Source organism: Novosphingobium flavum (assembly GCF_014230315.1).
Classification (GTDB): Bacteria; Pseudomonadota; Alphaproteobacteria; order Sphingomonadales; family Sphingomonadaceae; genus Novosphingobium; species Novosphingobium flavum.
Window position 1 is genome coordinate 60,775 of record NZ_JACLAW010000003.1, and the last position, 25,006, is coordinate 85,780.

Genomic DNA, 25,006 nt, shown 5'->3' on the forward strand with positions numbered 1-25,006 from the left:
GGGAGACGGTATCACCCGCTTTCGCGACAAATTTTTGGCCTTTGACGCAAGGCTGCGCTAAGGAGCCGCGTTCCCGATCCCGGCGCCTGCCCAGCGCATCCGCGAAAGGGCCCGCCAGAACCTGTAAAAGCGACGGAAAACACGCCCGATGTCCTCCATGTTGTCCCGATTCTTCAAGCTCGGTTCGCAGAACCTCGCCATCGACCTCGGCACCGCCAATACGCTGGTCTATGCCCAGGATCGCGGAATCGTACTCAACGAACCGTCCGTCGTCGCGATCGAAACCCTGAACGGGATCAAGCGGGTCAAGGCCGTGGGCGACGACGCCAAGATGATGATGGGCAAGACGCCCGACAATATCGAGGCAATCCGCCCGCTGCGTGACGGCGTGATCGCCGACATCGAAATCGCCGAAGAAATGATCAAGCACTTCATCCGCAAGGTGAATGGCAAGCGCTCGATGTTCCGCTATCCGGAAATCGTGATCTGCGTCCCCTCGGGGTCGACCTCGGTCGAACGCCGCGCGATCCGCGACGCGGCCTCCAATGCCGGGGCCAGCCAGGTTTTCCTGATCCTGGAACCCATGGCGGCCGCAATCGGCGCCGACATGCCGGTGACCGAGCCGGTCGGCTCGATGGTGGTCGACATCGGCGGCGGCACCACAGAGGTCGCCGTGCTCTCGCTGCGCGGCCTGGCCTATACCACTTCGGTCCGCGTGGGCGGCGACAAGATGGACGAGGCGATCGTCTCCTACGTGCGCCGTCACCACAACCTGCTGATCGGCGAAGCCACGGCCGAGCGGATCAAGAAGGATTACGGCATCGCCATGATCCCGACTGACGGGATCGGCGAGACCATCCACATCAAGGGCCGCGACCTCGTGAACGGCGTGCCCAAGGAAATCACGATCACCCAGGCCAACATCGCCGAAGCCCTGTCCGAACCGATCGGGGCGATCGTCGAGGGCGTGCGGATCGCGCTGGAAAACACGGCGCCGGAACTGGCGGCGGATATCGTCGACCAAGGCATCGTGCTCACCGGCGGCGGCGCGCTGATCAAGGGGCTCGACGATTTCCTCCGCGAGGAAACCGGCCTGCCGGTCTCGATCGCGGAAGATCCGCTGTCCTGCGTCGCTCTCGGCACTGGCCGGGCGATGGAAGACCCCATCTACCGCGGCGTGTTGATGACCGCCTGATCGGGCTGATCCAGTTTGTCAGGCGGCGCCGAGAGGGGCCGGGCCGCCGCAATTGAGGAGAATACGGCATGGCGCCGCCGAACACCCGGCGCACCGGCTTTTCCAAGCGGGCGCAATACGGGACGTTCTTCGGCTATGTCGCCGCGCTTGCCGGCGCACTCGTCGGCGGCGGGGTGCTGCTGGTCTCGCTGCTGGACCACGACGCCTTTTCCGGCGTGCGCGGGCTGGCGGCGGACGTTGCCGCGCCTGCTGGTTCGGCCGTGGCCGCAGGCCGGTCTGGCGTGCAGGATGCCGGGGCCACGCTTTATGGCTGGCTGACCTGGGGCACGACGAACAAGCGAATGGCGCAGGAGCTGGAACTGGCGCGGGTCCGCCTTGCCGAGGCGCGCGCCGTGTCCGAGGAAAACACCCGGCTCAAGGCCATGCTGGGCCTGCGCGATGCGCTTGGCCCCGGCAACCCGAAGCCCGTGGCCGAAGCACGCCTGATCCAGTCGTCCGCCACCAGCCTGCGCCGTTTCGCCACGATCTCTGCCGGCTCCGACGACCGAGTGGCCGTGGGAATGCCGGTGCGCTCGCCGCTCGGACTGGTCGGCCGCGTACTCGAAGTCTCGCGCTCGACCGCGCGGGTCCTTCTGGTTACCGATCCCGAGAGCCTCGTGCCAGTCCGCCGCGCGCGTGACGGCCTGCCGGCCTTCGCCCAGGGCAAGGGCGACGGATCGCTCCAGATCAAGCTGATCAACCTCGGGGTCAATCCGCTCAAGCCCGGCGACGTCTTCGTCACTTCGGGCGCGGGCGGGCTTTACCGGCCGGGCATCGCCGTCGGCGTGGTCACCCAGCTCAGCCGTGACGGCGCGGTCGCCAAGGTCCTGAGCGACCCGACGGCAAGCGAATTCGTCAGCATCGAGCAGGTCTTCGCCGTTGCCGCCGGAATGCCCGAGGCACTGACCCCCTATCAGCCGCCCGTTCCGGAGCGGAAGAAATGAACGCATTCGGCCCCGCCGAGAGCAATCGCGTGATCAACCGCGCGCCCTCGCCGCTGGTGGCGCGGGCGCTGCCATGGCTGGTAATCATGGCTGGATCGGTGGCGCAGGGAATGCCGCTGATCGCTTCGGCCCCGGTCATGCCGCCTTTCGGCTTTCTCCTGCTGCTCGCCTGGCGCCAGCTGCGCCCGGGCGTGCTCCCGGTCTGGGCCGGGCTGCCGCTGGGGCTGTTCGACGATTGCTATTCCGGCCAGCCGATGGGCTCGGGCATGTTGCTGTGGTCGGCCGCGATGATCGGGATGGACGCGATCGAGATCCGCTTTCCCTGGCGCTCCTACGTCATGGAATGGCTGGTCGCCGCCGCCTTCATCCTCGGCTACCTGCTGCTCGCCGGCGGCATCGCCCATGTCGGCGGCTCGATCCCCGTGCTCAACGCGCTGGTCCCGCAGCTGATCTTCTCGGTTCTCACCTTCCCGCTGGTCGAACGCTTCGTGGCGGCCTGCGACCGGGCGCGGCTGTGGCGCTTCAGGGCCTTTACATGATCTGGCCATTCCGGCGCGACAAGACGCGCCAGACCGTTGGCCGGCACATCTCCTCGGGCACGCTCGCCAACTCCTTCGAGCGGCGCTCCGTCGTGGTCGGCGCCATGCAGGGGGGGATCGGCATGCTGCTCGCCGCGCGGATGGGCTACATCGCCCTGTTCCAGAACGAGCGCTACAAGACCCTGTCCGAAAGCAACCGGGTCAACCTCGCGCTGATCCCGCCCCGCCGGGGCTGGATTCTCGACCGCCACGGCAATCCGCTGGCCACCAACCGTTCGGACTTCCGGATCGACCTCATCCCGGACCGGCTGGTCGACAAGGAAAAGACCCTCGCCGAACTCGGCCAGTTGCTCAGCCTGAGCCCGGTCCAGCTCCAGGACCTGTCGGACAAGATCAAGCGCAGCCGCGGGTTCCAGCCGGTCGAAGTCGCCACCCGGCTCGATTTCGATACCTTCTCGGCAGTGAGCGTGCGCCTGCCCGAGCTGACCGGCGTGATCCCCCAGCGCGGCTTCCTGCGGTATTACCCCACGGGACCGGCGGTGGCGCACCTGATCGGCTATGTCGGCCCGGCCTCGGCCGAAGATTATGAGAAGGACCACAATCCGCTCCTGATCACGCCGGGCTACAAGATCGGAAAGGACGGGCTGGAAAAGGCCTTCGAGACCACGCTGCGCGGCGTTCCGGGCGCGCGCCGCACCGAGGTGACCGCCACGGGCCGCGTCGTGCGCGACCTTGCCATGCGCGAGGACGTGCAGGGCGAACCGATCCGGCTGACCATCGACGGCGGGCTGCAGGACTATGCGGCCCGGCGCATCGGCCTCGAATCCGCCGCCGTCACCGTGATCGACTGCGAGACCGGCGGCATCCTCGCGCTCTGTTCCATGCCGGCCTTCGATCCCAACACCTTCGTCGGCGGGATCGGGCGGCTGCAGTGGAAGATGCTCAACGAGGACGACCATATCCCGCTGCTCAACAAGGCGCTGCGCGGGCTCTATCCTCCCGGTTCCACGATGAAGCCGATGGCCACCCTCGCCCTCCAGCAGCACGGGGTCGATCCGTCGGAACGGGTCAACTGCCCGGGCGGATACCGCCTCGGTAGCCGCTTCTTCCGCTGCGATGCGGTTCACGGCGTCGTCGACATGCGCTCGGCGATCGAACACAGCTGCAACACCTATTTCTGGTCGATGGCCCACCGGGTCGGCTACGATGCCATTGCCCCGGTCGCCAAGCTGCTCGGGCTCGGGCAGGAATTCGACCTGCCCGGCACCAAGCAGCGCTATGGCACCGTGCCCGATGCGGCGTGGAAGATGCGCCGCTACAAGCAGGAGTGGACCGCCGCGGATTCGCTCAACGCCTCGATCGGCCAGGGCTATGTCTCCGTCTCGCCGCTCCAGCTGGCGGTGATGACCTCGCGGATCGCCTCGGGCCGCAACCTCATGCCCTCGCTGATCTACGGCCAGCCCAAGCCGCCGGGTCCGCCCCTGCCCTTCACCGCCGAACAGTTCGCCGTGCCGCACGACGGCATGTTCGCCGTGGTCAACGGCGGGGGTACCGGCGTCGGCAGCAAGCTCCAGCTGGCCGACATCCGCATGGCCGGCAAGACCGGGACCGCGCAGGTCCGCGCCCTCACCGCCCGCGGCCACGTGGGGGACTGGAAGTCGCGCGACCATTCGCTGTTCATCGGCTATGCCCCGGCCGAAGCGCCGCGCTACGCCATTTCGGTCGTGGTCGAGCACGGCACCTTCGGCGCCCGCGCGGCCGCCCCGATCGCGCGCGACGTGCTGACCTTCCTGTTCGATCAGGGCAAGGCCTGGGATACCCTGCTCGCCATGGAAAAGCAGTGGGGTGGCACCCCGATGGAGCGGATGGACGCCAAGTACCGCGCCTTCGCCGCCCAATATGGCACCTCGGCACCCAGCGTGGGCGACGACAAGGCGGTCCAGGCGGCAATCACCAAGGCCGACAATACGGACACCCCGGTCAACAACGTCGGCACTGCGCCTGACACCTTCCCTGAAGAGCCGGCCAGCGGCGCCAAGGCAAGTCCGAACCCCGGCCCCAGCCCGAGCCCCTCGCCCACGCCGACGGAAGCCCGTCCCGTGCCGGGAGCGCCCGGATGATCCGCGGCATCGTCCCCGATCCGGTGGCGCGCCAGCCATGGCAGGTCATCCTGCCCCTGCTGGCCCTCGTCACCTTCGGCGCCACCGTGCTCTATTCGGCGGCGGGCGGATCGCTGCGCCCCTGGGCCCTCACCCATTTCCTGCGCTTCTTCGTATTCCTCGCTATGGCGATCATGATCTCGCGGGTGAAGCGCAGCACGTTCAAGCAGCTGTCCTACCCGATCTACGGGATCATCGTCGTCCTGCTGGTGCTGGTGGAGCTGATCGGCGGCATCGGCGGGGGCAGCCAGCGCTGGCTCAACCTCGGCTTCATGACCCTCCAGCCATCCGAGCTGATGAAGCCGGTGATCGTGCTGGTCCTCGCCCGCTTCTACGACGATCTCCCGCCGAGCATGACCGCCAGCTGGCGCGCCCTGATCCCGGCCGCCGCCCTGCTGGCGATCCCGGCCGGCCTCGTCATCATCCAGCCGGACCTCGGCACGGGCCTGGCCATCACCATCGGCGCCACGGTCGTCGTGTTCCTTGCCGGCGTGCCGCTGTGGTGGTTCATCTCGGCTGGCGGCGCGCTCATGGTGATCGCGCCGCTCGCCTTCTTCACCGTGCTCCACGAATACCAGCGCCAGCGAGTCTTCGTCTTCCTGGATCCCGAGAAGGACCCGCTCGGCACCGGCTACCACATCCTCCAGTCGACCATCGCGATCGGCTCTGGCGGCTTCTTCGGCAAGGGCTTCGGCAACGGGTCGCAGAGCCATCTCGACTATCTGCCCGAGGCTCATACCGACTTCGTCTTCGCCACCATGTCCGAGGAGTGGGGCATGGTCGGCGGCCTGTTCGTGATCGGCACTTTCGCCTGGGTGCTGGCCTGGGCGCTCAGGGTCGCCCGCGCCGCGCCCGACCGGTTCAGCCAGCTCCTCGCCGCGGGTATGGCCTTCACGATCTTCTTCTATGTCTGCATCAACCTGATGATGGTCATGGGCCTGGCCCCGGTGGTCGGGATTCCGCTGCCTTTCATGAGCCACGGCGGCTCCTCGATGATGACCAACATGATCTGCATCGGCACGATCATGGCGGTCCAGAACTGGAGCCGGACCGGCGCGCGCAGCATCGCCTGAGCGCGCCGGCGAAAAAATTCGCGCGGAGGCAAAAAACCCCTTTCCTCCTGAAAAATCGCCGCTATAGGGGGCGCTCCCGAGGGGGAGCACCTCTCCGGGAACAACCGGCAAGCCGGTGTGGACGCATAGCTCAGTTGGTAGAGCAGCTGACTCTTAATCAGCGGGTCCTAGGTTCGAGCCCTAGTGCGTCCACCACCCCCTCCCCTCGATAATCGCACGAAAAGCCGCCCGTCGCGGGGCCTGTACGCCGACCGGTTCCCGGGCATCACCCGTTCCGAACACGCGCCGGCCTATTGCCATTCGGCCTTCCGCGAAAGATTAACCCGGCCGACTGGGATTGACCAACCCTAGCGCGGGAAGGTGAAGCCCCGCCGCGCGAAGATCGCCTTGCCTTCCCGGGAAAGCAGGAACCGCCGGAAGGCCTCGGCTTCGGGATGGGCGGAGCGGCTGACCAGGGCCAGCGGATAGGTGATCGGCCGGTGGCTGCTGGCCGGAAACACGCCGACCACCCGCACGCCCTTGGCGGCCATGGCGTCGGTCGCATAAACGATCCCCAAAGGCGCGGCCCCGCGTTCGACGAAGGCCAGCGCGGCGCGCACGTTCTCGGCCCGGGCGACCCGCGTCTGGACCTGCCCCCAGACGCCAAGGTTGGACATGGCCTCGACGCCATACTTCCCCGCCGGTACCGCCCCCGGATCGCCCATCGCCAGACGGCCGCTGCCCAGCGCCTTCACCAGTGGAAACCCGCGCACCAGCGACAGGCGCAGCGAACTCGCCGCAGGCGCCACCAGCACCAGCCGGTTGCTGACGAACCCGGCGCGCGTACCCGGCCTCAGCAGGCCTTTGCCCTGCAGATAGTCCATCCATTCCTCGTCCGCCGAAATGAACAGGTCGGCCGGCGCGCCGGATTCGATCTGCCGGGCCAGCGCCGAACTGGCGGCGAACGAGATGACTGGCCGGGGATGACGCCGCGCCGCCCAGGCATCGGCGGCATCGTTCATCGATTCCTGCAGGCTTGCGGCGGCCAGCACCAGCGGACCGCGCTGCTGGGCAGAGAGCGGGGCGGCAAGGGCCAGAAACAGGAAACAAAGCAGGCGCAGGATCGGCATGGGAAGGTCCGCAGATGGCTATATTGCTTCGTATATATCACTTGCCTCGCCGGGCAAGCCGCCGGATGACAGGCCGCACCCTCGCTCGCGATCTGCCCCGATCAGCCCCGTTCGCGCCCGAAAGTGCCGCGCACGGGATCGGCGGACCCGCCCGGTCCCTTGTCGCCGCGCGGGACGCGGCTATAGGAAAGGCCGTGCCTACGCAGGATCTGCCCTTGTCGCCGCACCCCAGCTCCGGCGGCGGCAGTCCTGCCGCCGGACATGCGGCCACGCGCCCGTCGGATCTGCGCCTGCCCGGGCTGGATGCGCTGCGCGCCGTCGCCGCGCTGATGGTGGTGATCATGCACACCGGGGCGATCTGGCCCAACGCGACCCGCATCGCGCCCGCCTCCTATCTCGCGGTCGATTTCTTCTTCCTGCTCTCGGGTTTCGTCATGGGGCGGACCTACGAGCGCAAGATGATCGCCGGCAGCCTCGGCCCGGCCCGGTTCATCGCCGCGCGCTATCGGCGCCTGTGGCCAACCATGGCGGTCGGCGCGGCCCTCTCGGTGCCGTTCCTCTGGCGTGACGGCGAAGGACTGGCCCCGTTCCTGCTCGCGGCCGTGCCCAATGCCCTGCTCCTGCCAAGCTTTGCCGCCGCCGCCCTGTTCCCGCTCAACACCCCGGCCTGGTCGATCTTCTTCGAACTGGCGGCCAACTACGCGCACGCCGCCTTCCTTTATCGCCTGCGCCAACGCGAACTGCTCGCCATCACGATGGTTTTCCTCGTGCCGCTGGCAACCTGCGCCATCGCCTACGGCACGCTCGATCTCGGCGCCCGCCCCGGCAACATGGGCTGGGGCTTCGCGCGGGTCGGCTTCTCCTATGCCCTCGGCCTGCTACTGTGGCGCTGGCATGGCGACCGGCCACCACTGCGCGTTCACCCCGCCCTTGCCCTCGGCGCCATGCCAGTGCTGTTCCTTGCCGCCGGGGCCACCGGGGCAGCGGGATTCGGCGGGGCAATGCTCAGCCTTGGCTTCGTCGTCCTCGCCGGGCCACTGCTCGCCTGGGGCGGGCTCGCCCTGCGCAGCCCGTCACCCGCGATGCGGACCGCATGCCTCGCCGCCGGGGCGATGTCCTTCCCGCTTTACGCGGTGCACTACCCGGTTCTGCTCGGGGCCGAGGCGCTGGGCCTGCCGGAACTGGCCGGGCCGCCGGTCGCCGTCGCACTCGCCGCCCTCCTCACGTGGGCCTTGGGCGGGTTTGATCACATTCGCCGCGCGCCATACACATTCTAATGTGAGAATCGGGATTTCCAATCAAATCGCGCAGGCGTAGAAGCGCCGCCGTGTCGACCATCATCATCGAGCGCGTCCACGACCGGATCGAATAGCGCCGCAAGCACGATCACCTCGTGGAATGCGTCGCCGAAGGCCCGTTCGTGTCGGACTACGGCGGCGACTGGACCATTCGCTCTTACCGCGACAAGGTTTCGGGCGCCCACCGCCTCGCCCTCCAGAAGGGGTGTGTCCTCACCGGCACGTCCCCGGCGCGCTCGAAATTCCCGGTGCCATTGCCCTGGCCGACCAGACCGGCGATTATGACGGCTATGTCGCCATCGGCGTGGTCATCCCAGGCGAGACCTATCACTTCGAGATCGTCGCGGGCGAAAGCGCGCGCGGGATCATGGCCCTGCCCACGGAAGGCGTCGCCATCGGCAACGGCATCCTCACCGTCGAGAACGAGGCCTAGGCCCTCGTCCGCGCCGATCCGGCCCAGAAGGACAAGGGCGGCGAGGCCGCCAAGGCCGCCCTCGCCCTGCTCGCGCTCAAGGAAAAGTTCGCCTGATCCGTCAGGCGGGCTTCACCTTCAGCAAGGACAGCCCGAAACCAACGAAGATCACGCCCGTCGCCCGGTCGAACCCGCGCCGGATCGCCGGGCGGGTCAGCCAGCGCGCCAGCGAGCGCCCGCACCCGGCATAGATCGCATACCACAGCGCCTCGATCACGGCGAAGGTCGCCACGAGGATCGCAAACTGCGGCGCCTTGGGCGCGCCCGGCGCGATGAACTGCGGCAGAAAGGCCGCGGCGAACAGGATCGCCTTGGGATTGCTGATGGCGATGGCAAACCCGCCGCGAAAGACAGCGGCCGCCGAGATTGCCGAGCGCGGCAGGTCATCCCCCGCCAGGTCGAGCGGCGCGGCATCGCTGCGCCAGGCCTTGTACCCCAGATAGCAAAGATAGGCCGCGCCAACATAACGCAACACCTCGAAGGCGCCCGGCAGGGCCAGCAGCAGCGTGGTAAGCCCCGCCGCAGAGGCCGAAAGCAGCGTCAGGATCGCCGCCAGACACCCGGCCATGGCCGCCACGCTGCGCCGCATCCCCAGTTCCACCGAGCGCGACAGCACGTGCAGCATGTTCGGGCCCGGCGTGGCGCTGAGCACAAAAACCGTCGCCACGAATATCCACCATGTGTGCAGCGCCATGCCGGGACCTCCTGATGCCCTGTTCTACCGGCCGACAGCTCCGGCACCACTACGCAGGCCTGCGGACGCCCGCCCTCTGGCAAGGGCGGACGAAGACCCGATCACCAGACCTGCACGCGCTTTTCGGGCGCCAGGTACAGCTTGTCGCCGGGCTGCACATCGAAGGCCCGGTACCACGCATCGACGTTGCGCACGGTCTGGGCGCGGTATTGCCCGGGCGCATGTCCGTCGGTCGCTATCCGACCGCGCAGCGCTTCCTCCCGGTACTTCGTGCCCCATGACTGGGCATAGGCGATGAAGAACCGCTGATCCCCGGTAAACCCGTCGATCACCGGCGGCTCCTTGCCCTTGAGCGAGGCGCGATAGGCATCCCACGCGGCGGCAAGACCGGCAACGTCGGCAATGTTCTCGCCCAGGGTCAGCTTGCCGTTGACGTGCAGGTCGGGGAACGGGCGATAACGGTCATACTGGTCGGCCAGCGCCGCCCCGGCCCGGTTGAACTTCGCCAGATCGGCCGCGGTCCACCAGTTGCGCAGCCGGCCGCGCGCATCGAACCCGGCCCCGTTGTTATCGAAGCTGTGGCTGATCTCGTGGCCGATCACCGCCCCGATCGCGCCATAGTTGAACGCCGGGTCCGCCTTGGCATCGAAGAACGGGCGCTGCAGGATCGCCGCCGGGAAGTTGAGCGCGTTCTGCAACGGCAGGTTGACCGCGTTGACGAGCTGCGCGTTCATCCACCATTCGCGCGGATCGAGCGGCTTGCCGACCTTGCCCAGCTGCTGCGCCAGCCGCACCCGGCCCGCCGCAACCTTGTTGGCATAGGCCTCGTTCGGCAGGACGGCGAAGGCCGAATAGTCCTTCCACGTCTCGGGATAGCCGACCCCGACCTCCATCGTGCGCACCTTCTCGATCGCCTGGCTGCGCGTTTCGGGCGCCATCCAGTCGAGCGCGCCGATGCGCCGCTCGAAGGCCCCCTTGATGCCCGCGACCATGCCCTCGATCTCACGCTTGGCCGAGGCGGGGAAATATTGCTCGACGTAGAGCTTGCCCAGCGCATCGCCGAGAGCGTCGTTGACCGCGTCGAGCGCGCGCCGCTGGCGCGGCTGCTCCTTGGCGATGCCGCGCAGGACCTTGCCGTAGAAGGCGAAATGGGCCGCGTCGATCCGCGCCGGGAGAACATCGGCATTGCCGTTGAGCTGATGGAAGACCAGCCAGTCCTTCCACGCGTCGAGCGGCTCCTTGGCCACCAGCGCGGACAGGCGGGCGATCGCCTGCGGGTGATAGGCGGTGATCTTGCCCGGCCCGGCCACCCCGGCCGCGGCGAAGAAGGTGCCCCAATCGATCCCCGGCGCCTTCTTGGCAAATTCGGCCGGAGCCCACTCCGGCAGCGGCCGGGTGAAATCCTCGCTCTGCTCGCGGGTGGCATGGGCCGCCGCGATCTTCATTTCGAGGCCATAGACCCGCTCGGCCCGCTGCGCCGCGTCAGGCAGACCCGCCGCGGCCAGCACTGTCTCGATATAGGCGCGATACTTTTGGCGGATTTCCGCCATCTTGGGCGCCGACGAAAGGTAATATTCCCGCTCCGGCAGGCCCAGCCCGCCCTGCAGCAGGTAAGGCACCTGCAGGTCGCCGTCGAGCGCGCGGGTGACGAACAGGCCGAACAGGTTCTCGGTAAAGAAGTCGGTCGCGTTGAATGGATCGACGTCGGCCCGCACCTGCTGGCCCAGCACGCGCGACAGCCCGGCCACGTCATTGACCGCCGCGAACCGGGCGAGATCGGCCCTGGCCGGCTCCATCCCCGCCGCCTCGATGCGCGCCGTGTCGAGATAGGCCGAATAGTACGCCCGGATCCGCCCCGGATTGCTGTCCGGCGCGGCGTCGCCCTTGAGAATGTCGTCGATCAGCTTGCCGAGCTGCTTGCTGGTCTCCAGCTCCGCCTCGGTAAAGGCGCCGAACTGCGCCTTGTCGTCGGGGATTTTCGCGCTGCGCAGCCACGAGCCATTGGCATAGCCGTAGAAATCGTCACCCGGCTTGACCGTCTTGTCCATCGCCGCCGCGTCGATGCCGAGGCCCGTGCCCGGATTGCGCGCGGCATCCTCGTCCTCGCCCGCCGTGCAGCCGGCCGGACCCAGCACGGGAATGGCCAGCGCCAGCAGAAGCGCGGTAAAAATGCCGGGGCCGGGCTTCAGGGATCGGCGTGCTTGGTTCATCAATCCTCTGGCGGCCCGTCGGTTGGGTCATGCGGCGCAAACCCTATAGGCCCTGCCCCCCGCCCTCGCCACCCGGAAATGCGCCTTTGTCCCCATCCCCGCGCCGAGTCGCATTTCTGCCGGATTCACCGCCGCCGAGTGGCACGAAATGAGACAACCACAACAGTTAACACTCTTGTCAGGCAGAACTTATCCATCAAAAACAAGGCATCAGAATGCAAACGCCGATTGCCCGCGCCGCGGGTCAACGAAACGCTCCACATCGGATGGAGATCTGATAAAAATCTACCTGTCAAAAGATCAAAGGGTCGAAATGTCGCAATTCCTGTCTCTCAAGCACACGGATCGCGGGAAGCCGCGTGCCGCCAAGCCCACGGGGCAAGAACTTGGCGAAATCCTTCAGCGCATGTGCGACTGTCAGGCCGAGCTTGACGCAATCGGCGCTTCCGTGGCCGCCGCCCACATCGATGCCGCGATCCAGCAGTTCCGCGCCCAGTTCGATCCGGAACAAGATTCGTCGGAATCGGATTAGGTTTGTCGGACGAGCACCCCTACTTTTAGTTAGGATTCCCGTTGACGGAATGGATCGTGCGGAGCAGCGCGATCCTGTCACTCAGGGGGCAGTTCGAAAATGGGTAATATTGCAGGCAGATCGGAACATCATGCCGAGATTTTCCAGAATGACACGGTCGGCGCGCCTGCCCCTGCCGCCGCGCGGCCGGAACTGAATTCCGCCGACACTTCGGCACCGCGCGGCTCAGACGCCGCCCGTCAGGCCCGCCGCCTGATCGCGGCTGCCAATGAATTGCTCGCCCTTGCCGCCGAATTGGAAGAAGTTTCGCGTCAGGGCCGGCCCAGCCTGATCAGCAGCGCGGATTCCATCTTGGGCGATGCCCCGGCCCTGCTGGAAGATGATGCCCGCTGGCTGCGCGGTGCCCGCCGCTCCTACCGCAACCGCCGCAGCCGCTCGGCCGTTTTCGGGGATGACGGACTGTTCGGCGAACCGGCCTGGGACCTGCTGCTCGACCTGTTCATCGCCGCCAAGGAAGGCAAGCGCGTGCCGGTAACCAGCGCCTGCATCGGTGCCGCCGTGCCGACCACCACGGCCCTGCGCTGGCTCGCCGTGCTCGAGGAACGCGGCCTTGTGGTGCGCGAGGCTGATCCGTCCGACGCCCGCCGCATCTTCGTGCGCCTGTCGACCGATGCCTACGCCCGGATGGTCAGCTACTTCGTCCGCACCGCCATGAACGACGCCGAAGACACGATCGAAGCCGCCCGCGCCAACGGCCGCGCGATCGACAAGGCATGGAGCTGAACCGACAGCCGAATCCGGCATGCCGGACGCTTGGTGACCGCCAAACGCCAACCCCCGAATCTTGCCGCCAGCCTGATCGTCATGCCAGCGGCGGCTGGCATCGTTGGCAACTGCACGAGATGGTCGATCACCGCCCTCATCCCGTCGCCCCTGCGGAGGTTGGGTTGCGCCATATCAGCAACCTCAGCGCGTCAGGAACGAAAGCTTCCGCACAAGATTCTGCAAAGGCGGCCATCTCAAGCGCAGGCGGCGCAGGCTTTCCTACATCCGCCCCGCCTGCCATCATCAACGCGCACGCCGGCCCAAACCGATCGGGGGGTCTCGCTCTTTGAACCGTCTTGAAAAGCGCGCCCGGGTTGGACAAGTGTCACCCATGCACCATTCAGGCAAGTCTCTGAACACGAACGAAATTTCTCTAAAATCAGGCCCGGACAGGGTTACACTCGTGTCACCCTGTCCGGCCTTTTGATCCCGAGATCAGGCGAGCCGCCCGAAAGCCTTGGCCCCGGCATAGACCGCCGCGGCGCCCAGCTCTTCCTCGATGCGGATCAACTGGTTGTACTTGGCAAGCCGGTCCGAACGGGCGAGCGAGCCGGTCTTGATCTGACCGCAGTTGGTGGCCACCGCGAGGTCGGCGATGGTCGCGTCCTCGGTCTCGCCCGAACGGTGCGACATGACTGCAGTATAGCCATTGCGCTGGGCGATCGAGACCGCTTCCAGCGTCTCGGTCAGCGAGCCGATCTGGTTGACCTTGACCAACAGCGAATTCGCGAGCCCCTTCTCGATGCCCATGGTCAGGCGCTTGGGGTTGGTCACGAACAGGTCGTCGCCGACCAGCTGGACCTTGTTCCCAATCTTGTCGGTCAGCGCCTTCCAGCCCTCGAAGTCGTCCTCGCCCATGCCGTCCTCGATCGAGATGATCGGATAGGACGCGGCGAGATCGGCCAGGTAGTCGGCCATCTGCACCGGGCTGAGCGAGAGGCCTTCGCCGCTGATCTCGTACTTCCCGTTCTTGAAGAACTCGGTCGCGGCGCAGTCGAGCGCGAGCTTGACCTCGGTGCCAGCCTTGAAGCCGGCCTTTTCGATCGAGGCCATGACGAAGTCGAGCGCGGCGCGGGTCGAGGCAAGGTTCGGGGCGAAGCCGCCCTCGTCGCCCACGGCCGTTGCGAGGCCCTTCTCATGCAGGCCCTTCTTCAGGGTGTGGAAGATTTCCGCACCCCAGCGCACCGCCTCGGCCAGCGAGGACGCGCCGACCGGCATGATCATGAATTCCTGGAAGTCGATCGGGTTGTCGGCATGTTCGCCGCCGTTGATGATGTTCATCATCGGCACCGGCAGGACATGGGCCGAAACCCCGCCGACATAGGCATAGAGCGGCAGGCCGCGCGCATTGGCCGCAGCCTTGGCAATGGCGAGCGAGGTGCCGAGGATGGCGTTGGCGCCAAGCCGGGCCTTGTTCTCGGTTCCGTCGAGCTCGATCATCGCAAGGTCGATGTCGCGCTGGTCCTCGGCATCGAGGCCGAGCAGCGCTTCGCTGATCTCGTTGTTCACGGCATCGACCGCCTTGAGCACGCCCTTGCCGAGGTAGCGCGCCTTGTCGCCATCACGCAGTTCGACGGCCTCGTGCGCGCCGGTCGAGGCACCCGAGGGGACGGCGGCGCGGCCGAAGCTGCCGTCGTCGAGCAGGACGTCCACCTCGACGGTGGGGTTGCCGCGGCTGTCAAGGATCTCGCGGCCGTGGATGTCGATAATCGCGGTCATCGGTAGTTCCTCCCTGTCGGGGTATTTTCGGGGTTTTCGATCGCCCCTTGGCCGAAGGAACCTTGGCAGGCAAGCCGCGTTGGCCCATCATCACGCAACAGCGCGAACAGTTTACGTATTCGCGACGATCGGTTAACCTCCAAGAGGGTACCGGGGAGCCGCCCTCGCCGGGGCAATTGGACACGAGGACAAGGGACAGATCATGGCCGAGAGCACTGCCACCCCCGCCAAGCCCAAGGCGGCCCGCAAGCCGCGCGCGACCAAGGCCGCTGCCGGAAACGCCGGGTCCACCGCCGTTGCCAAGCCGAGCAAGGCCGCCAATACCGAGGCCAAGGCCAAGTTCGCCAAGGCGATCGAAGAGGCCAAGGCCGGCACCCAGTTGCTCGGCCAGCAGGTCCAGGACACCGCCGGAAGCTACCGTGAGAAGCTGACCGACAAGAGCGAGGCCCTGCTCGGCGATGCCAAGGCGATGAGCGGCCAGGCCAAGGAAAAGGCTGCCGCGCTCGCCGTCGAAGGCAAGGCCAAGGCCGTCGAAGGGCTTTCGGCGGTCTCAAAGCTGGTGGCGGACAACGCCGTGACGCTCGACGAGAAGCTCGGGCCCAAGGCCGGTGACTATGCCCGCACGGCCGCCAGGTCGATGCAGGACGCAGCCGACAAGCTCGAGGCCAAGGACCTTGCCGAACTGGGCGAGGACGCACGCGACATGGTTCGCAAGAGCCCGGGTCTGGCCATTGGCATTGCCGCAGCGGCCGGCTTCTTTTTCGCCCGCCTGTTCAAGGGCTCCGACAAGTCGGAAGGCTGATGCAGCGCTGGGGGACAGGCGGGGTCGTGACCGGCCCGGCCTGGAACGGGGTCAATGGACGCTGAATACGAACCGCTGGATTCGGCCGCGGAGCCGGTCTCGCCGACCGGCCTCGCCGGCCTGATCGATGATCTGCGCCGCCTCGGCGCGGAAGGCCGCGACTATGTCGGGGCCGAGCTGGATTATCAGGCCAGCCGCGCCCGCTTCGCGGCGGGAGCGGCTGCGCGGATCGCCCTCTTCGGCCTGATCGCCCTGATCGTCGCGGTCTTTGCGCTCGGCGCGCTGGTCGTCGGCCTGCTAATGGCGCTCGCCACGCTGGTCGGCCCCTGGTGGGCGACGCTGATCGTCGCGGGCGGGCTGGCCGTGGTCGCCCTCGCCTTTGCCCTGGCCGCGAAGTCCGGCTACTCGCGGGCCATGCGCCTGATCTTGCCGAGGGATGAAAAGGGCGATGTCTGAGCCGGAAAGCGACCTGCTCGAAGCCCGCGTCCGGCGCAACGCTGCCAGATCCGCGTTGGCCACGCTGGTCGACCGGGTCCGCGACACGGTCGACCAGCGCTCCGTCACGGCCCGGCTTGGCGACGATGCGCTGGCCGCCGCCCGCACGATCGGCGCCGAAGCGACGGATCTGGCCCGCAATCACCGCTGGCTGGTCGCCCTCCCCGTGCTCGGCCTGGTCGGCTGGCTGGCGCGCCGCCCGCTGCTCCGCGCCGGCAAGGCCGCGGTAAAACACATCAAGGCGGGGGAACCGCAATCGGCGTGGTCGCGTTTCCGGGAATGGGCCGGACGAAAGGCAAGATCGTGACCAAGAGCGCTTCCCCCACCTCGCCAACCCGCCGCAAGGCTCCCGCCGCTTCGGACAAGGCAGCCACCGCCGTGAAGGCTCCGGCAAGGAGAAGGGCTACCGCCCCGGCCAAGACCGCCCCGACAACGACCGACGCCGCCGAATCCGTGCGCGCCTTCGCAAGGGAATATCCCTTCGCCGTGCTCGTCGGCGGCATCGCGCTCGGCGCCCTTGCCGGGGCTGTCATGCCTCGCGCGGCCGCGCGGCGCCTGACCAAGGGCGCTATCGCGGTGGCCGGAATCGCCGGCGAACTTGGCCTGCTCTACGGCAAGCAGGCCATCGCCCGGGCCAGCGAGGCGGCAGAAGCGCTGCCCGGCGCGGCCGAAACGGTGGGCACCAATGCGGCCGATTATTCGCGCAAGGCTGCCGGCGTCCTCGGCGACGTCCTCAGCACGGCTTCGGCCACGGCACGCGAGGCAAGCCATAAGATCGGACGACAGGCGATCAGACTTCGCTCTCATTTGCGTCACTGACACTTGAAAACCCGGCAAAGGCGTGGCTAGCGTTTCGCTCCACTCTCCAGGGTTTTCCATCGATGACGCAACTTCTCCATCTCGTGATGGGCGGCCGGGTCTCCGACCCCCAGACGCTCGATTTCAAAAATCTCTCCGAACTCGACCTCGTCGGGGTCTACGGTTCCTATGCCGAGGCCGAAGAGGCCTGGCGCGGCCGCGCCCAACGCACGGTCGACGATGCCGAAATGAAGTATGTCATCGTCCACCTTCACCGCCTGCTCGAACCCGAGCTGCCGGGAAGCTGATCCCACGATCGTGGGACAACGAAAAAGGCGCCGGGTGACCGGCGCCTTTTGCATTTCAGAAGCTTGGCAAGCGAAGCTCAGATGAACTCGATCTTGTTCACGAGGTAGAAACGGTCGCCCGAGGGCACGGTCACCTCGATTTCCTCCTCGACCCTGCGCCCGATCAGGGCGCGGCCGAGCGGCGAATTGTAGCTGATCCGCCCCACCTTGGCGTCAGCCTCATAAGGGCCGACGATCTGGTAGCGCACCGGCTTTTCGTCCTCGTCCAGCAGGGTCACGGTCGCGCCGAACACGATCCGGTCACCCGACAAGCTGGTCGGATCGATGATGCTGGCGCGGCTGACCTTGTCTTCCAGATCCGCGATCGAGGCCTCGACCTGGCCCTGGCGTTCCTTGGCAGCGTGATATTCGGCGTTTTCCGACAGATCCCCGTGAGCACGGGCTTCCTCGATCGCGTCAACGATCTTCGGCCGCTCCTCGCGCAGCGCCCTCAGCTCGGCGATGAGCCTTTCATAGCCCTCAGCCAGCATCGGCAGCTTTTCGATACTTGCCATAACCCTGTAATTCCTTCTTGCGGCGGGCACATTTCGCCGCCGCCCCCCTCGTCAGGCGTCAGTTTTCCCAGCCCTACGGTGCCTTAGTCCACCATAGGGCCGCTTACCTGTCGCGATTGCGGGGAGACGCGGTTGGTTCAGCCATAATAGGCCTGAAGGGAGCGCACTTCAAGCTGTGCCCCGCGCAAGGCCGCAATCGCCTCGACCGCGGCGACCGAAGCGGCGGCCGTGGTGAAGTAGGGAACCTTGCCGTTAAGCGCCGCCACGCGGATCGACTGCGAATCCTTCAGGCTCTGCCAACCCTCGGTGGTGTTGAAGATCATCGCCAGATCACCATCGACGATACGATCGACGATGTGCGGACGGCCTTCGGCCACCTTGTTGATGCGCTCCACCGGCACGCCCGCTTCGGCGAGGAAGCGCTGGGTTCCGCCGGTAGCGATCAGGGTAAAGCCGAGCGAGACCAGCTTGCGCGCTGCCGGCAGGATCACTGCCTTGTCGCTGTCCTTGACCGAGACGAACACCAGCCCGCCCTGGGGCAGCTTGGTCCCCGCGCCAAGCTGGCTCTTGGCGAAAGCCGTGGCAAAATCGCGGTCCAGACCCATGACCTCGCCGGTCGACTTCATTTCCGGCGAAAGCACGGGATCGACCCCGGGGAAACGAGCAAACGGGAAGACCGCTTCCTTGACCGCCATATAGTCGAGATCGCGCTTGAAGGGCGGGAAGGTATCCAGCTTCTCACCCGCCATGACCCGGGCCGCGATCTTGGCGACCGGCTGACCAATCGCCTTGGCGACAAAAGGCACGGTGCGGCTGGCGCGCGGGTTGACCTCAATGAGGTAGACCACGCCGTCCTTCACCGCGAACTGGATGTTCATCAGACCCTTGACGCCCAGCGCAAAGGCCAGCGCCTCGGCCTGGCGCTCCATCTCGGCGATGATCTCGGCCGGCAGGCTGTAGGGCGGCAAGGTGCAGGCACTGTCGCCCGAGTGAATTCCCGCCTCTTCGATGTGCTGCATCACGCCCGCGACCACGACCTTGTCGCCATCACAAAGGGCGTCGACGTCGCATTCGATCGCGTCGCGCAGGTACTGGTCGATCAGGACCGGGCTGTCGCCCGAAACCTGCACCGCCGTGGCGATGTAGTCATCGAGTTGGGCCACGCTGTCGACGATTTCCATCGCGCGGCCGCCGAGCACGTAGGACGGGCGCATCAGCACCGGGAAGCCGATGCGGTTGGCGACGGCCACGGCCTCGTCGCGGCTGCGGGCAATGCCGTTGGCGGGCTGCTTGAGGCCAAGTTTATCGACCAGCGCGGCAAAGCGCTCGCGGTCTTCGGCAAGGTCGATCGCGTCGGGCGAGGTGCCGAGGATCGGGATCCCGGCATCTTCCAATGCCTGGGCCAGCTTCAGCGGGGTCTGGCCGCCGAACTGCACGATCACGCCGACCAGTTCGCCGGACTGCTGTTCAACCCGCAGGATTTCCAGCACGTCCTCGCCGGTCAGTGGCTCGAAATAGAGCCGGTCCGACGTGTCATAGTCAGTCGAGACGGTCTCGGGATTGCAGTTGACCATGATCGTCTCATAACCGGCTTCGGCCAGCGCGAAGCAGGCATGAACGCAGCAGTAGTCGAACTCGATCCCCTGCCCGATCCGGTTCGGCCCGCCGCCGAGGATCACGATCTTGCGCCGGTCGGACGGACGCGCCTCGCATTCCGGCTCACCGAAGGTCGGGCCCTCGTAAGTCGAATACATGTAGGGCGTCACTGCCTCGAACTCGGCGGCGCAGCTGTCGATCCGCTTGAACACCGGGTGCACGCCGAGCTTGCCGCGCAGCTGGCGCACCTCGGCCTCCGACGTGGCGCCAGCGAGGCCCTTGATCGCATCGTGCAGCAGGCCCGAGCGCTTGGCCTGGGTCTCGCCCAGTCCACCCGCGACACCGACCGAGCGGACGGCGAGCGTCGCCAACCGCTTGTCGGAAAAGCCCATCGCCTTGAGCCGGCGCATGCCCTCGGCATCGATCGGCAGGCCCTTGGCCACGATGTTCGCCTCTTCGGCGATGATCTCTTCGATCTGGCGCAGGAACCACGGGTCGTAATGGGTTACCGCGTTGATATCCTCGACCGAGAAGCCCTCGCGCATGGCCTGGGCCACGTGAAGCAGCCGGTCCGGCGTCTGCTTGGCGAGCGCGGCGGTGATCTCGTCGCGGCTGGCGCCTTCGAGTTCGGGCACACGGTTAAAGCCGTCGAGCCCGGTCTCGAGGCCGCGCAGGGCCTTCTGCATCGATTCCTTGATGTTCCGCCCGATCGCCATGACCTCACCGACCGACTTCATCGCGGTGGAGAGCAGCGGCTGCGAGCCCTTGAACTTCTCGAAGGCGAAGCGCGGGATCTTTGTGACGACGTAGTCGATGCTGGGCTCGAACGAGGCCGGGGTCGCCCCGGTGATCTCGTTGGTCAGCTCATCCAGCGTATAGCCGACGGCCAGCTTGGCTGCGACGCGGGCGATCGGGAAGCCGGTGGCCTTGGACGCCAGCGCCGAGGAGCGTGACACGCGCGGGTTCATCTCGATCACGATCAGGCGGCCATCGGCCGGATTGACCGCGAACTGCACGTTGGAACCGCCGGTTTCCACCCCGATCTCGCGCAGCACGGCAATGCTCGCCGAGCGCATGATCTGGTATTCCTTGTCGGTCAGGGTCAGCGCCGGAGCGACCGTGATCGAATCGCCGGTGTGGACGCCCATCGGATCGACGTTTTCGATCGAGCAGATGATGATGGCATTGTCGTTCCGATCCCGGACGACTTCCATCTCGTATTCCTTCCAGCCGAGGAGCGATTCCTCGATCAGGACTTCGGTGGTGGGCGAGGCTTCGAGCCCGGTCTTCACAATGTGCTCGAACTCGGCCTTGTTATAGGCCACGCCGCCGCCGGTTCCGCCGAGCGTGAAGCTGGGCCGGATGATCGAGGGCAGACCGGTGCGTTCCAGCACGTCGAAAGCCTCTTGCACCGTATGTGCAACGCCACTGCGAGCGCTTTCCAGCCCGATCTTGTCCATCGCCTCGCGGAAGCGCTGGCGGTCCTCGGCCTTGTCGATCGCATCGGCATCGGCGCCGATCATCTTGACGCCGAACTTCTCCAGCGTGCCGTCGTTGAACAGGGCCAGCGCGGTGTTGAGCGCGGTCTGCCCGCCCATGGTCGGCAGGACGGCGTCGGGCCGCTCCTTCTCGATGATCTTGGCCACGATTTCGGGCGTGATCGGCTCGATATAGGTCGCGTCGGCGAATTCCGGATCGGTCATGATCGTGGCGGGGTTGGAGTTCACCAGGATCACCCGGTAGCCCTCTTCCTTCAGCGCCTTGATCGCTTGCGTGCCGGAATAGTCGAACTCGCAGGCCTGGCCGATGATGATCGGACCGGCGCCGATGACGAGGATCGAAGAGATGTCAGTGCGCTTGGGCATCGGGCTTGCCTTAAATTCGTGTCTGGTTTGCGGTGGTGAGCGAGGCGACCAAGGTCACCCCAGCATCCCCACGAACTTCTCGAACAGGTAGAAGCTGTCCTGCGGGCCGGGCGAGGCTTCCGGGTGGTATTGCACGCCAAACGCGCGCTTGCCCTTTACCGCGATGCCGCAGTTCGAACCGTCGAACAGCGAGACGTGGGTTTCCTCGACATTGTCGGGCAAGGCGTTGTTATCCACCGCAAAGCCGTGGTTCATCGAGGTGATTTCCACCACACCGTCTTCCCTGCGCTGGACCGGGTGGTTCGCGCCGCGGTGGCCCTGGTGCATCTTGGTGGTGCGGGCCCCGGCGGCAAGCGCCAGCATCTGGTGGCCGAGGCAGATGCCGAAGATCGGCACGTCCTTTTCGAGCAGCGACTTGATCGTCGGCACGGCATAGGCGCCGGTCGCCGCCGGGTCGCCCGGGCCGTTGGAGAGGAACACGCCGTCAGGCTTGAGTTCGAGAATCCGGTCGAGCGAGGTTTGCGCGGGAACCACGGTCACCTGCGCGCCGGCCTTCACCAGATTGCGGAAGATGTTGTCCTTCGCGCCGTAGTCGATCGCGACGACATGCGGCCGGGCATCGCGCGGGCTGCGGGCATAGCCCTTGCCCAGCGTCCACACGCCGCCTTCCCAGCCTTCCTGCTTTTCGCGGGAGACCACGCGGGCAAGGTCCATGCCTTCAAGGCCCGGCCATGCCTGGGCGCGCTTGATCAGCGCCGGAATGTCGAAGTTGCCTTCGGGCGAGTGGGCGATCACCGCATTGGGCGCTCCCGACAGGCGGATGCGGCGGGTCAGCGCGCGGGTATCCACGCCCGAAAGGCCGATCTTGCCCTTGGACTTGAGCCAGTCCGAGAATTCCCGACGCGAGCGGAAGTTGGACGGGGCGGTCACGTCCTCACGCACCACGCAGCCAACCGCGCCCTCGACCTGCGACTCGAGGTCTTCCTCGTTGGTGCCGACGTTGCCGATGTGCGGGAAAGTGAAGGTCACGATCTGCGCGGCGTAGGAGGGATCGGTCATCACCTCCTGGTATCCGGTCATCGCCGTATTGAAGCAGACCTCGCCCACGGCCTCGCCGATGGCGCCGAAGCCGCGGCCCCAGATGACGGTACCGTCGGCCAGAACGAGGACTCCGCTCGCGTCCTTGGGTTGCTGCGCGTGCGAAGTGGCGGCGTCGGCCATGGAATGGGCGCTCCGTTAGTAAGTTTCGGCAATGGGTGCTAAGGCCCGCCCGCTAAGCCCCCCTTGCCGCCGCGTCAACCTTTGAAAGCGCGAAAATCCCGGCTAGGTTGGCAGGCCGTTGTGCACCTGCACGAATATTCCCGAAAACTCCCAGACTCACGAGGGAAAAAATGCTCCGCGATTCGATCAAGGCCGCGCAGGTCTCTTCCATGAAGGCCGGCGACAAGACCCGGCTGGCCGCCGTCCGCCTGATCCTGGCCAAACTGAAGGACAAGGACATCGAGCTGCGCACCGCGTCCAGCGTGCCGGATGACGACGTGATCGTGGTCGACGTGCTGCAGAAGATGGCCAAGCAGCGCCGCGAATCGATCTCTCTTTATGAGCAGGGCGGCCGGCAGGAACTGGCCGACGTCGAAAAGGCCGAGCTGGCCGTGATCGAGGAATTCCTCCCCCAGCAGATGGGCGAGGACGATGTGAAGGCCGCGATTGAGGCGATCAAGGCCGAACTTGGCGCCAGCGGCATGAAGGACATGGGCAAGGTTGTCGCCGAACTGAAGGCCCGCCATGGCACCCAGCTCGACATGGGCAAGGCCAGCGGGCTGGTGAAGGCCGCGCTGGCCTGATCACGGCAGGTAGCAGGCCCGATGCTCTCCCCCCAATGGCTTGACGAGCTGCGCTCGCGCATCACGCTGTCCGGCGTGATCGGGCGCACCACGCGGCTGACCAAGGCGGGGCACGAGTTCAAAGCCTGCTGCCCATTCCACAACGAGAAGTCGCCCAGCTTCACCGTCAACGACGAGAAGGGCTTCTACCACTGCTTCGGCTGCGGCGCGCACGGCGATGCGATCCGCTGGATGACCGACCAGCGCGGCCTCTCGTTCATGGACGCGGTCAAGGAACTGGCGGCGGAGGCCGGGATGGAAGTCCCGGCCCCCGACCCGCGCGCGGCCAAGCAGGCTGAGCAGCGGGACAGCCTGCACGACGTGATGAAGGCAGCGCAGGACTGGTTCGTTGCCCAACTCGCCGCTCCGGAGGGTGCCCGTGCCCGCGCCTATCTCGGCACGCGCGGCTTCGATCCGCATACCCTCGCCCGCTTCGGCTTCGGCTATGCCCCGGAAGGGCGGCAGGCGCTGAAGGCCGCGCTGGCGAAGTTCCCCGAGGACAAGCTGCTCGAGACGGGCCTCAGGATCGCGGTCGAAGGCAAGGAACCTTACGACCGCTTTCGCGCCCGCCTGATGCTGCCGATCGAGGACGCGCGCGGGCGGGTCATCGCCTTCGGCGGCCGCATCCTCGACGCGCAGAAGACCGATGCGCCCAAGTACCTGAACTCTCCCGACACGCCGCTGTTCGACAAGGGGCGCACGCTCTATAACCTGCACCGCGCCGGCCCCGCCGCCCGCCAGACCGGCAGGATGGTCGTGGTCGAAGGCTACATGGACGTGATCGCGCTGGCCGCCGCCGGCTTTCACGAAGCGGTCGCGCCCTTGGGCACGGCGCTCACCGAGCACCAGCTTGCCCTGCTGTGGCGCGTGGTCGAAACCCCGATCCTCTGCTTCGATGGCGATGCCGCCGGCCAGCGCGCGGCCATGCGCGCCATCGCCCGCGCCCTGCCCCTGCTCAAGCCCGCCCATTCGCTGCGGATCGTCCGCCTGCCGAGCGGGCTCGACCCCGACGACCTGATCAAGCAGCGCGGCGCCGGGGCGATGGAAGAGCTCTTCGGTCAGGCCAAGGGTCTGCTCGACACCCTGTGGGAGCATGAGCGCGACGCCCTTCCGCTCGATACGCCGGAAAGCAAGGCCGGGCTCAAGGCTCGCCTGATGGCCCATGTCGAGCTGATCTCGGACCCTGACATCAAGGCGCTCTACAAGCGCGAGTTGACCGAGCGCTTCTCCGAATTCGCCTTTCCCCGCCGCGATTCCGGCAATTGGCAGCCTCGCGCCGCCGCCAATGGCCCCCGAGCGCCCAGAAACAGTCAGGGCCGCACCGGCAACTGGCGCAGCGACACCCCGCCCCCGCCCTCGCCCGAAACCGTGCGCCGCCTGCGCAAGGCCACCGGCGGCTCGGGTCAGGCGCTGGCCGCCGCCGTACTCGCGGGCCTCGCGCTTTGGCCCCAGGCCCTTGCCCGCCACGGCGAGAGCCTTTCGCGCGCAAGATTGGTCGATCCGGCACACGGGCGGCTGCTGGACGCCCTGCTGGATTACATAGATGAGGGCGAACCCCTTGAAAAAGCGGCCGTGGAGAACAATCTGGCAATCAGGGGACTAGGCATCCCCTCGCCCGACGATTACGATCGCATTCCTTTTCCTTTCACGCTGCCGGACACGGACCAAGCGCTGGCGCTGGCGGCACTGGAATCGGCGATTGCCATCCTCATCGAGGGGCCCGAGCTTGAAGCAGCACTTAACGCGGCGACGGAGCGATTTGACTATGACGAGCAGACCCGGTTGCGCCTGCGCAAGACCGAGCTGGAGCGTGAACGCAAAGAGCTGATGCGTCGCTGAAACTGGGCCAAAGCATTTTTGGCCGAAAGAGAACTGGCATTTATCGCGCATCTCGGGC

Annotated in this window: 22 protein-coding genes, 1 tRNA gene and 1 pseudogene; 16 read left to right on the plus strand and 8 right to left on the minus strand. The window is 66.7% G+C overall.

Features of this window, described 5'->3' with window-relative positions; translation table 11 throughout:
• Positions 1 to 148 precede the first annotated feature (148 nt).
• The 6 genes from H7F51_RS04345 to H7F51_RS04370 all read left to right on the plus strand — a co-directional run bounded on the left by H7F51_RS04345 (position 149) and on the right by H7F51_RS04370 (position 6,144).
• Entirely contained in the window at positions 149 to 1,195 is a 1,047-nt protein-coding gene (locus tag H7F51_RS04345; protein WP_281384410.1) for a rod shape-determining protein, read from the plus strand.
• Positions 1,196 to 1,263: 68 nt separating this feature from the next.
• A complete protein-coding gene (locus H7F51_RS04350) occupies positions 1,264 to 2,178 on the plus strand; it encodes a rod shape-determining protein MreC (protein ID WP_185663019.1) in 915 nt (304 codons plus the stop codon).
• Complete coding sequence (locus tag H7F51_RS04355) at positions 2,175 to 2,717, plus strand: rod shape-determining protein MreD (RefSeq protein ID WP_185663020.1); 543 nt, start codon at positions 2,175 to 2,177, stop codon at positions 2,715 to 2,717. The genes H7F51_RS04350 and H7F51_RS04355 overlap by 4 nt, the downstream gene beginning before the upstream one ends.
• Positions 2,714 to 4,837: a penicillin-binding protein 2 gene (mrdA, locus tag H7F51_RS04360; protein ID WP_185663021.1), complete on the plus strand. Its 2,124-nt coding sequence runs from the start codon at positions 2,714 to 2,716 to the stop codon at positions 4,835 to 4,837. The genes H7F51_RS04355 and mrdA overlap by 4 nt, the downstream gene beginning before the upstream one ends.
• Positions 4,834 to 5,949, plus strand: coding sequence for a rod shape-determining protein RodA (gene rodA, locus H7F51_RS04365; RefSeq protein ID WP_185663022.1), 1,116 nt, complete (start codon positions 4,834 to 4,836; stop codon positions 5,947 to 5,949). The genes mrdA and rodA overlap by 4 nt, the downstream gene beginning before the upstream one ends.
• Positions 5,950 to 6,068: 119 nt before the next feature.
• Positions 6,069 to 6,144, plus strand: a tRNA-Lys gene (locus H7F51_RS04370).
• A gap of 152 nt (positions 6,145 to 6,296) precedes the next feature.
• On the opposite strand, the gene modA is transcribed toward H7F51_RS04370, so the two are convergent.
• Positions 6,297 to 7,058 carry a molybdate ABC transporter substrate-binding protein gene (gene modA, locus H7F51_RS04375; RefSeq protein WP_185663023.1) on the minus strand — a complete coding sequence of 254 codons (762 nt, stop codon included), beginning with the start codon at positions 7,056 to 7,058 and terminating at the stop codon, positions 6,297 to 6,299.
• A gap of 194 nt (positions 7,059 to 7,252) precedes the next feature.
• Here modA and H7F51_RS04380 point away from each other — a divergent pair, with 194 nt between their 5' ends.
• Both H7F51_RS04380 and H7F51_RS04385 read left to right on the plus strand, forming a co-directional pair.
• A complete protein-coding gene (locus H7F51_RS04380) occupies positions 7,253 to 8,335 on the plus strand; it encodes an acyltransferase family protein (protein ID WP_185663024.1) in 1,083 nt (360 codons plus the stop codon).
• 244 nt (positions 8,336 to 8,579) lie between these two features.
• A pseudogene (locus H7F51_RS04385) lies at positions 8,580 to 8,885 on the plus strand (6,7-dimethyl-8-ribityllumazine synthase); the annotation flags it as partial.
• Between the two features lie 4 nt (positions 8,886 to 8,889).
• Here H7F51_RS04385 and H7F51_RS04390 read toward each other — a convergent pair.
• The 3 genes from H7F51_RS04390 to H7F51_RS04400 form a co-directional block, all read right to left on the minus strand.
• Positions 8,890 to 9,522: a LysE family translocator gene (locus H7F51_RS04390; RefSeq protein WP_185663025.1), complete on the minus strand. Its 633-nt coding sequence runs from the start codon at positions 9,520 to 9,522 to the stop codon at positions 8,890 to 8,892.
• Between the two features lie 101 nt (positions 9,523 to 9,623).
• Complete coding sequence (locus H7F51_RS04395) at positions 9,624 to 11,732, minus strand: M13 family metallopeptidase (protein ID WP_185663026.1); 2,109 nt, start codon at positions 11,730 to 11,732, stop codon at positions 9,624 to 9,626.
• 292 nt (positions 11,733 to 12,024) lie between these two features.
• The gene (locus H7F51_RS04400) at positions 12,025 to 12,243 is read right to left on the minus strand and encodes a hypothetical protein (protein WP_185663027.1); all 219 of its coding nucleotides are present in this window, start codon (positions 12,241 to 12,243) and stop codon (positions 12,025 to 12,027) included.
• 120 nt (positions 12,244 to 12,363) lie between these two features.
• Here H7F51_RS04400 and H7F51_RS04405 point away from each other — a divergent pair, with 120 nt between their 5' ends.
• The gene (locus H7F51_RS04405) at positions 12,364 to 13,047 is read left to right on the plus strand and encodes a helix-turn-helix domain-containing protein (RefSeq protein WP_185663028.1); all 684 of its coding nucleotides are present in this window, start codon (positions 12,364 to 12,366) and stop codon (positions 13,045 to 13,047) included.
• 477 nt (positions 13,048 to 13,524) lie between these two features.
• Here the strand turns inward: H7F51_RS04405 and eno are convergent, their stop codons facing one another.
• Complete coding sequence (gene eno / locus H7F51_RS04410; RefSeq protein ID WP_185663029.1) at positions 13,525 to 14,808, minus strand: phosphopyruvate hydratase; 1,284 nt, start codon at positions 14,806 to 14,808, stop codon at positions 13,525 to 13,527.
• A gap of 202 nt (positions 14,809 to 15,010) precedes the next feature.
• On the opposite strand from eno, the gene H7F51_RS04415 reads away from it, so the two are divergent.
• The 5 genes from H7F51_RS04415 to H7F51_RS04435 all read left to right on the plus strand — a co-directional run bounded on the left by H7F51_RS04415 (position 15,011) and on the right by H7F51_RS04435 (position 17,211).
• The gene (locus tag H7F51_RS04415; RefSeq protein WP_185663030.1) at positions 15,011 to 15,610 is read left to right on the plus strand and encodes a hypothetical protein; all 600 of its coding nucleotides are present in this window, start codon (positions 15,011 to 15,013) and stop codon (positions 15,608 to 15,610) included.
• Between the two features lie 54 nt (positions 15,611 to 15,664).
• Positions 15,665 to 16,066: a phage holin family protein gene (locus H7F51_RS04420; RefSeq protein ID WP_185663031.1), complete on the plus strand. Its 402-nt coding sequence runs from the start codon at positions 15,665 to 15,667 to the stop codon at positions 16,064 to 16,066.
• The gene (locus tag H7F51_RS04425; RefSeq protein WP_185663032.1) at positions 16,059 to 16,412 is read left to right on the plus strand and encodes a hypothetical protein; all 354 of its coding nucleotides are present in this window, start codon (positions 16,059 to 16,061) and stop codon (positions 16,410 to 16,412) included. The genes H7F51_RS04420 and H7F51_RS04425 overlap by 8 nt, the downstream gene beginning before the upstream one ends.
• Positions 16,409 to 16,924: a hypothetical protein gene (locus H7F51_RS04430; RefSeq protein ID WP_185663033.1), complete on the plus strand. Its 516-nt coding sequence runs from the start codon at positions 16,409 to 16,411 to the stop codon at positions 16,922 to 16,924. Before H7F51_RS04425 ends, H7F51_RS04430 begins: the two co-directional genes overlap by 4 nt.
• Before the next feature lie 62 nt (positions 16,925 to 16,986).
• Positions 16,987 to 17,211 carry a DUF4170 domain-containing protein gene (locus tag H7F51_RS04435; RefSeq protein WP_185663034.1) on the plus strand — a complete coding sequence of 75 codons (225 nt, stop codon included), beginning with the start codon at positions 16,987 to 16,989 and terminating at the stop codon, positions 17,209 to 17,211.
• A gap of 77 nt (positions 17,212 to 17,288) precedes the next feature.
• On the opposite strand, the gene greA is transcribed toward H7F51_RS04435, so the two are convergent.
• The 3 genes from greA to carA all read right to left on the minus strand — a co-directional run bounded on the left by greA (position 17,289) and on the right by carA (position 22,447).
• Positions 17,289 to 17,765 (minus strand): transcription elongation factor GreA, encoded by a 477-nt coding sequence (greA, locus tag H7F51_RS04440; protein ID WP_185663035.1) that lies wholly within the window; start codon positions 17,763 to 17,765, stop codon positions 17,289 to 17,291.
• A 137-nt stretch (positions 17,766 to 17,902) separates the two neighbouring features.
• A complete protein-coding gene (carB, locus tag H7F51_RS04445) occupies positions 17,903 to 21,226 on the minus strand; it encodes a carbamoyl-phosphate synthase large subunit (RefSeq protein WP_185663036.1) in 3,324 nt (1,107 codons plus the stop codon).
• A 54-nt stretch (positions 21,227 to 21,280) separates the two neighbouring features.
• Entirely contained in the window at positions 21,281 to 22,447 is a 1,167-nt protein-coding gene (gene carA / locus H7F51_RS04450) for a glutamine-hydrolyzing carbamoyl-phosphate synthase small subunit (protein WP_185663037.1), read from the minus strand.
• A 170-nt stretch (positions 22,448 to 22,617) separates the two neighbouring features.
• On the opposite strand from carA, the gene H7F51_RS04455 reads away from it, so the two are divergent.
• Both H7F51_RS04455 and dnaG read left to right on the plus strand, forming a co-directional pair.
• Positions 22,618 to 23,070, plus strand: coding sequence for a GatB/YqeY domain-containing protein (locus tag H7F51_RS04455; protein WP_185663038.1), 453 nt, complete (start codon positions 22,618 to 22,620; stop codon positions 23,068 to 23,070).
• A gap of 21 nt (positions 23,071 to 23,091) precedes the next feature.
• Positions 23,092 to 24,948, plus strand: a complete 1,857-nt coding sequence (gene dnaG / locus H7F51_RS04460; RefSeq protein WP_185663039.1) for a DNA primase — start codon at positions 23,092 to 23,094, stop codon at positions 24,946 to 24,948.
• The last annotated feature ends 58 nt before the right edge of the window (positions 24,949 to 25,006 follow it).